This window comes from bacterium (assembly GCA_022616075.1).
Classification (GTDB): Bacteria; Acidobacteriota; HRBIN11; order JAKEFK01; family JAKEFK01; genus JAKEFK01.
Genome location: JAKEFK010000080.1, coordinates 1 through 7,101 on the forward strand (window position 1 = coordinate 1; position 7,101 = coordinate 7,101).

Below are 7,101 nucleotides of genomic sequence, written 5' to 3' on the forward strand. Positions count from 1 at the left end.
ATCGACGTTACAGGAATAGAGCTTGTTGTGAATTATGACCTGCCCCTAAATACGCAGGATTACGTTCACCGGATCGGCAGGACCGGCCGCGCAGGATCTGTAGGCCATGCAATCTCTTTTGCGATGCCGCATCAGAAGCGTGATGTGAAGGCGATCGAAAAATTAATCCGCATGGCGGTCAAAGTTTCACCCGTGCCCAAGCTAAATCGCAAATACCGCAGGCGGGACGCCCACGGTACTTCGACTTAGTCGCTACTATTCAAACAGTCTCGGTGGTTGAAACGCATTCTTTTCTGCCCAATTCTGAAGGTTGATTACTTGAATATCGTTCTTACCCTGACGAAAAGAAGATTCCGGGACCATAATTCCAAAACCTTGAACGTCCTCTATTCTGAAATCCTGCTTCTTTGCTGTTGATTTGATCCATAGTGTCCTCAACCACCCTTTCTCTTTCAAGTCAGGCGGGAACGTGCGTGTAATACCGTTGAACCGGCCATTGATCCAAACTCCCAGAAGAATCGGTCCTTTCGGTGTGAACGGAAAAACGGCTCGACCGGCAATGAACACAGGAATGAATCCTGATTTTAAATCCACGTTCTCGAACGATTGAGGATTCTTCAGTTCAATCTGTACGTTGTTATTGTTCCCGAAAGAAGAATCGGTTGGACTCATCTTCAGCAATTGGGGAATGAGAGTCGGCTCCAGAATTTGATCTGGATTCCCGGTTCCAAAGACAGCGATTTTCCTTTTTATCGAAGCGGAACTTATGATCTCAGAATCGAACTCGCGCCACTCTTTATCTTTGCTGAAAATCGTTTTGTACACTCTTTTTTTGCTGCGTTGCGGGGACCGGTCTTGAAGGGCAGAAAAACCATCTGTAGGGAAAGGAAGTTTGATCCCGAGCGCGTCCGCGATTGTGGGAAGTATGTCCACAGACTCAACATTCCGGTCAATGATTGCTCCTTTTGTTGAGTTGGGAAGTTTCAGAAAAAAGGGCACGGGAAGGATGTCTTGATAATTCGCATCGGAGACCGATCGAAGGGACTCACCGGGAAGGAAGCTGGCGCCGTGATCAGCGGTGACTACAATCAGCGCACTGTCATAGAGGCCGACTGATTTCAAATGCTGAGTGAGTTCACCGAGTTTTCGATCGACAAAACACAGTTGCAAAAGATGGCGTTGATAACCGCGAAAAACAACCCAGTCATCATCCAGCCAGTTCTCTTCCTTTACAGATACTCCTTCTATCCCCATCGGGCCGTATCCGCGGTAATCGTACTGATTCCCGGAAGGCACATATTCCCAGGGAACATGAGGTAAGAAGATATGTTGAAAATAAAGGGCAGGTTTCTTTGCAGGTGTGAGCAACTCCAGAAATTTTTTGAACTGCCCGATTCGTGAGGAGTAAGCGTCATCAAGTCTTACAAGAACATTGCCGGAATCGGTTTTATCCCAGAAATTGCTCCAGGTGTGCTTGATCGATGGCAAATTTTCAGCGAGTTCAACCGGAAGAATGACGTGAAGGTAAACAACAGAGAGATCCAGAAAGAGTGTTCGAAGCCTTTCCACTGCCGATTTCTTTGGTTCATCTGCTACATTCACGTGCTCAGGACACAACTTTGTTTCATGCTCCAGCACCCTCAGCTCGTAAGATCCGGCAAGGAGCGTAAAAAGGTTATTGGGATAATCCTTCAGTGCCGGGAGCCGTTTTGGATTCGGATATTTGCCGGTCAGAATCCCGGCAACTGCTTCCGGCGTTCCATCTGCCACCGTTGAAGTGTTTCGGAACCATAGGGAATCTTTCTGCAGCTTGCTGAAATTTGGGAAACGAACAGCATCAATTTCCCGGTTCTCGTCCAGCAACGAAATGATAGGAAGCTCATCTAAAATCAGAAGCACAACCGGCGTTGTGGCCGATACTTTGGTTACGGTGGTGCTTTGTGGTGTCTCTCGAGAAAGGATTTTTGAAATGGAGGGATTCATCAAAAATATTGCCGTGAAAACGAAAATGGATACGGATAAATATTTCAGAAACAGATGGGCAGTCTGAAATCGCCTTACAAACCAGAGCAATAAACCACCCAGAAAGAGAGATGCGCCCAGGATTACCCAACCGGGCAAAACCTCCACTTTTTTAAAGAGTGGAATGAAAGACAGTGCTGTCAGCAAAACGAAGAGGAGAGCGTACGCGATATGGCCTGCTGCTGCACTCAGTTTTTTCAGCCCGTGCACCAGAAGCATGAGGGTTAATGGGATCAGGAAGGAGATCATCAACGCAAGCACAAGAATATCGACCGGTTCACTCCTGCGAGCCACAAAAAACTGTGCGTTGCGCGACAGCAGATCATAGAGGGGTTGGGCGACAGCAAGATTAAACAAGACCGCGACCGGAAGAAGATCAATAAAGGAATTCCGCTCTTTTATCATCAGTAGCTTTATTTTAGCAACTGTCGTTGTTTTCTAAAGCAATTGCTGTTGCTCTCCGAGCGTTTTGAAATGCCCTCTTTGAGTCGGTGGCATTCTTTTGGAGCAAGGGCAAGAGTTTTGCAATGTGTTAACTGAGCAGGAGGAATAGGCATGAAAGTGATTCTGTTTTCGATTCTGTGTGTGGCCGTGTGTGCAACCGCCCTTTCGGCATCGTTTGAACTAAAAATAAATACTCAAGGCTTTGGTTCCGGAAGAATTGTCGGAAGCCTTCCCAATGGAACGAAGGCCTTCATTTGTGAAGTTTCGCCAAGTACTGTTTGTAGCACGCAAACGCTTCCGGCCGGTTCCATTACCCTCACCGCTACCGCCGCCGCAAATCACGAATTCGACGGTTGGAGTCACGGGACCGGATCAGCAGCGTGTAGCGGTAACGGTCCATGCACAATTAATTTGAACGCTAACTCCACCATACTTGCCACATTCTTTCCCCCTTCCGTACTGGCGTTGCAGGTCTCTGGACCTGGAAAGGCCATATTTACGATGAACAACGGTGCAGTCATTACATGCCAAAGTGGCTTTGGCCTTGCAGAACCTTTCATTCCTAATTCGCAGGTGAGTATCAAGGCCGTCCCCGATGCAGGATCGAATTTTGCCGGCTGGAAGGTTCTTTCCGGCTCTCCCGCGGGTGCCATGTGCAGCACACAGTCAAACCCTTGCGTGTTTGTGATTGACAAACGTATATCTATTGAAGCGAAATTTATCACGCCACCACCTCCGCCACCTCCACCACCTCCGCCCACAGTAACGCTCACAGTAACCAAAGGCGGGACCGGCACGGGTACGGTGACGGATAGTCAAGGGATGAACTGCGGTGCAGACTGCTCTTCTTCAGTGAGTGCAGGCACGGCGATCACGCTGCGCGCTCTGCCGTCATCAAATTCCACTTTCAGGAACTGGTCCGGTGGAACCGGCTCGGCGACTGCTTGCAATAATTCCACAGCAGCTTTATGCAGAATTACGCTGTCTGAAAACTCCACGATACGCGCGACCTTTGAGCTCACTCAGTAGCGCTTGTGGAAGGACACATTGGTGAGGAGATAAAGCAAATGAAAAAAATTACAACAATCTTGGCAAGTGTGGCTCTGTTCGTGCTTGCAAACGCAGGTTCGACATTCGCTTCGAATATTACCAAAACGTTTGAGTTCGGTCCAGGAACACAATACTCCAGTTCCGTCTTCAGAACTTTTCCTGTTCCCTGCGGCCGGCAAGTTGCGGCGGTGGTGAAGTTCAAAAGACTGGGGCCCTCTGGTACAAGTAACAATATCCCGATAATAATTGAATTGAGAGAGCCGGATACAGCAGCAAATCAGGAAGGGCCGCTTGTCGAAGCGAGAAATGCTAATGCCACAACTAGTGAACAGATCGTAACAATACTGAGCTTCGGCGGCGGAAGTCCTCGTGGATGTACTTTGCCATGGCGGGTTAGAGTCAAATACGGTGCCGGCACGCCTTCATTCGCCATATCCGGTACGATCAGGATCGACTATGACGGCACTGTGAAAAGGATCAGCATCCCCTTCACCGGCGTGCTTTTTAAAGGTGAATCCAAGTCGATTTCTTTCGGTGACACAGCTGGTTTTGCCCAGGGCATAATCGAAATAACGGCGGATTGGCATCACCAGCTTACAACCGTGCTTCCGGGACCTAATCCGATCAAACTGAGGATCGAATTGGTTAACCCGGGCGGAACGACTGTTAGGTCGGTTGAAGCATTCTCCAGTAACGAAGCGAGAAGCGAGTTGACGAAATTCAAGCTGACTCATAAAGTTGCAAGCTGCGCTCCCGGTCAGTGGAAGCTGAAAATCACGAATACAGACACCAGCGACACCGCCTTTCTCGATAACGCCAGTCCGGTATTCGTGCCGAGTTGCTCCTGACGTTGAGCGGCGACGGCTTTTCGACGCGCTTGTTATCTTGCGGACTCGAATTGTTTCAGATGATTGAGATCATGCGCTGCATAGAGTGAAACCATATCGCGGATGCTTTCTTTTCCACGCTCTGAATGGATTCCGTAATTTTCCCATGTTTCTTCGGGCAAACTTTTGATGTAGGCAATGTTTGCGCTTCGGAGGGCGCTGAAAAGGGCAAGAGTTTTTTCGGGTTCCTTTAACAGATATCCGGCTCTTTTCACGAATTTCTCCTGATCGTAAGCCTGAATATTCGCGCCCGAATCCGTGGCAATCAGCCTGATTCTGAATGCGATTACTATCTCTCCTTCAGTGAGATGCGCCAATAACTGTAGTCTGGACCATCGGTCGGAAGATTGCGTGTCGCGTTCGGTTGCTTTCGTTTCTTGCAACAGTTGCCTCAAGCGGTCTGGGGTTCCACTTAGAATTTTGAGCGGATCCTGGTCCCCCAGATATCCCAAAAGTCGTTTTTTGTAGGTTTGAACGTCTTCAGCCATGCTCTTCTCCTTGTTGTTATTGTGAAATACCTGAGACGGGAGAGCAAACTGTTCCGGTCCTTACAGCCCGGAATTGTTTCTAACTTTAGTTATACTTCCGTGCCTATCTGTTTCGGGAGGAAAGTATCGGAGTGCATGCAGGGGACGAAAACGACGGTTTGTCGAAAATAGAGGTTGAACAAAAAATTAAGGAGGATCGATTATGAAACCCGTTGGAGCAAGTTCAACAAGTTCAGCTGGAGTGGTAGACAGCCCGGCAAAGGGCCAGGCAGCAGCATCGAATACCGCGAAACCGGAAGAATCAAAACCAAGAAACGTGGACCCCGCTGTCTCAAAGAGCGCTAAGGATGCGATCAACAATGATCCGGCAGCAGTAGCCAGGCAGCTGCAGTTGTTGGGTTCGCCTGCAACGGACGTTAAAATGTTAACGGAGAAAGCAACCAGCAGCAAACTGGATGGCGCAGGAGGGATCTCTAAATCGGAATACGAGACGATTCAATCCGCTTATAAGCAAGGGCAAAAGAATGAATCCGTCAAATGGCTGGAGAAGAATCATCCGCATCTTCACGCCTCGCTTGTTTCCGGCTTGAACTATGGCGGCTTTGTCGGAACAACGATCGGAAGTTTGAATTCCACGCGCGCCGGCGATGATCTCAAGCAGGATGCTGCTAAGCGTTCTGAGAAAATGGATCAGCTGCCCGCGCTGCATCAGTACGGAGAAAACGGTTTGCCAAAAAACGTGCCGGGAGCAGATCCGTTGGGGAATCATCCCGAATCGATGAAGCCCGTGAACGGCTACAAAACCGGATCGAACTACACGAAGATTATCGGTGACGATCTTGCGAACATCAGCGATGCCAACGCGAAAAAATCGCGTGAAGCGCAGAAGGATTTCACAACGAAGATGTCAGGAATCAACGGCACAGATGTGCCGAATCCTCCTTCTGCAAAAGCTGCACAAGCGTATTTTCAGGGCCTGGCGGACCGCGGCGCATCTCCACAACAAATCAAAAATGAATACGCACAGTACTTGAAGACCTTTTATCGCCATCCTGGTGGCGTGGATTGGAATCCAAAACTGGATCCGAAAAACATCGATTCCAGCTTCAAGCAACAGCCGCTCGCGAAAGATGGAAAACGTTTGATCGATTGTGAAGGATTTTCAGCGCTGACTGAAAATGTCTTGGGCGGAATCAAGAAGAATGGACAGCCGATGTTCGATATTATGCACGCAGGAAGTCCGGGTCATGTGGTGGCCGGAGTATTCCCCCGTAGTGGAGATTTGAAGCAGGGCTTTATCGTGGATAATGAAAATGTAAATGGTGTTACGGTAAATCCCTTGATAGAGAAGCAGTTCAATGCCAGTTCCAATGTGGATACCAAAAAGCAATTTCTGTTGAAGACACATATGGAGGGCAATAAAGAAGGGACACCGGACAGCTATGGCGAGAGCATTAATTCGATGAAGTCCCCGCATGCTAAAGTAAAGCAGTAGCAAAACGCAGGCTATGGAGCGCAGGCTTCTAGCCTGCATTACGGGCCGCAGGCATCTTGCCTGCCTTCATGAGCATGAAGAGAATTGTAATTCTCATTTGCATTCTCATTTCTTTAGCGTGCAATAAGACTCGCACGGCGGAAAAAAAGCAAAGGCAAGTTAACTTATACGTCTGGTCCGCTTATATTCCTGAACAGTCCTTGCAGCGTTTTGAGCGTGAAACCGGAATCCGGCTAAATTTTTCGACATTCGATTCGAACGAGGCGTTGCTCGAAAAACTACAGTCCGGTGTGGCAGATTACGATGTCGTTGTGCCCTCCGACTACATGGTCAGTGTTCTGGTCCGCTTGAACTTGCTTCGACAGATGGATATCACGCAGGTTCCCAACTTTCGCAACATAGGTTCGCGCTTCAAGAATCTCTATTACGATCCTGGAAACCGGTACTCGGTGCCTTTTCTCTGGAGCACGACTGGAATCGGATTCAACAAAAAGAAAATACCGGAGAAGGTGGATTCCTGGAGCATTCTGTGGGATGAAAGGTTCAAACACAGAATTCTGATGCTGGATGATGCGCGAGAAGCCTTCGGCGCGGCGTTGAAATGGAAGGGACACTCCATCAACTCAACCGAACGCGAGATTCTGCTGGAAGCCAGAGATCTTCTGCGTCAGCAAAAACCGCTTTTGCAAGCGTATAACAGCACCAGCTTTGATGA

7 protein-coding genes are annotated in these 7,101 nt (G+C 48.7%); 5 read left to right on the top strand and 2 right to left on the bottom strand.

The genetic code is table 11. The annotated features are described in order from the left end of the window. A partial coding sequence (locus tag L0156_07030) for a hypothetical protein (protein ID MCI0602751.1) occupies positions 1–249 on the top strand: 249 nt, incomplete at its 5' end. 6 nt (positions 250–255) lie between these two features. On the opposite strand, the gene L0156_07035 is transcribed toward L0156_07030, so the two are convergent. Beyond that, positions 256–2,427, bottom strand: a complete 2,172-nt coding sequence (locus tag L0156_07035; GenBank protein MCI0602752.1) for a sulfatase-like hydrolase/transferase — start codon at positions 2,425–2,427, stop codon at positions 256–258. A gap of 150 nt (positions 2,428–2,577) precedes the next feature. Between L0156_07035 and L0156_07040 the strand changes: the two genes are divergently transcribed. Together L0156_07040 and L0156_07045 are read left to right on the top strand one after the other, a co-directional pair. Then, complete coding sequence (locus tag L0156_07040; protein ID MCI0602753.1) at positions 2,578–3,495, top strand: hypothetical protein; 918 nt, start codon at positions 2,578–2,580, stop codon at positions 3,493–3,495. 38 nt (positions 3,496–3,533) lie between these two features. Next, entirely contained in the window at positions 3,534–4,364 is an 831-nt protein-coding gene (locus L0156_07045; protein MCI0602754.1) for a proprotein convertase P-domain-containing protein, read from the top strand. Positions 4,365–4,396: 32 nt separating this feature from the next. Here L0156_07045 and L0156_07050 read toward each other — a convergent pair whose 3' ends face one another. Beyond that, positions 4,397–4,891 carry a DinB family protein gene (locus tag L0156_07050; protein ID MCI0602755.1) on the bottom strand — a complete coding sequence of 165 codons (495 nt, stop codon included), beginning with the start codon at positions 4,889–4,891 and terminating at the stop codon, positions 4,397–4,399. Between the two features lie 202 nt (positions 4,892–5,093). Here L0156_07050 and L0156_07055 point away from each other — a divergent pair, with 202 nt between their 5' ends. Continuing rightward, positions 5,094–6,386, top strand: a complete 1,293-nt coding sequence (locus L0156_07055) for a hypothetical protein (GenBank protein ID MCI0602756.1) — start codon at positions 5,094–5,096, stop codon at positions 6,384–6,386. 74 nt (positions 6,387–6,460) lie between these two features. Next, the coding region (locus tag L0156_07060; protein MCI0602757.1) for a spermidine/putrescine ABC transporter substrate-binding protein at positions 6,461–7,101 on the top strand (641 nt) is incomplete at its 3' end.

Bases quoted from the DNA above. Each gene is read 5' to 3' on its own strand.
- L0156_07045 (MCI0602754.1), top strand. From the start codon at position 3,534: ATGAAAAAAATTACAACAATCTTGGCAAGTGTGGCTCTGTTCGTGCTT.
- L0156_07050 (MCI0602755.1), bottom strand. From the start codon at position 4,891: ATGGCTGAAGACGTTCAAACCTACAAAAAACGACTTTTGGGATATCTG.
- L0156_07035 (MCI0602752.1), bottom strand. From the start codon at position 2,427: ATGATAAAAGAGCGGAATTCCTTTATTGATCTTCTTCCGGTCGCGGTC.
- L0156_07055 (MCI0602756.1), top strand. From the start codon at position 5,094: ATGAAACCCGTTGGAGCAAGTTCAACAAGTTCAGCTGGAGTGGTAGAC.
- L0156_07040 (MCI0602753.1), top strand. From the start codon at position 2,578: ATGAAAGTGATTCTGTTTTCGATTCTGTGTGTGGCCGTGTGTGCAACC.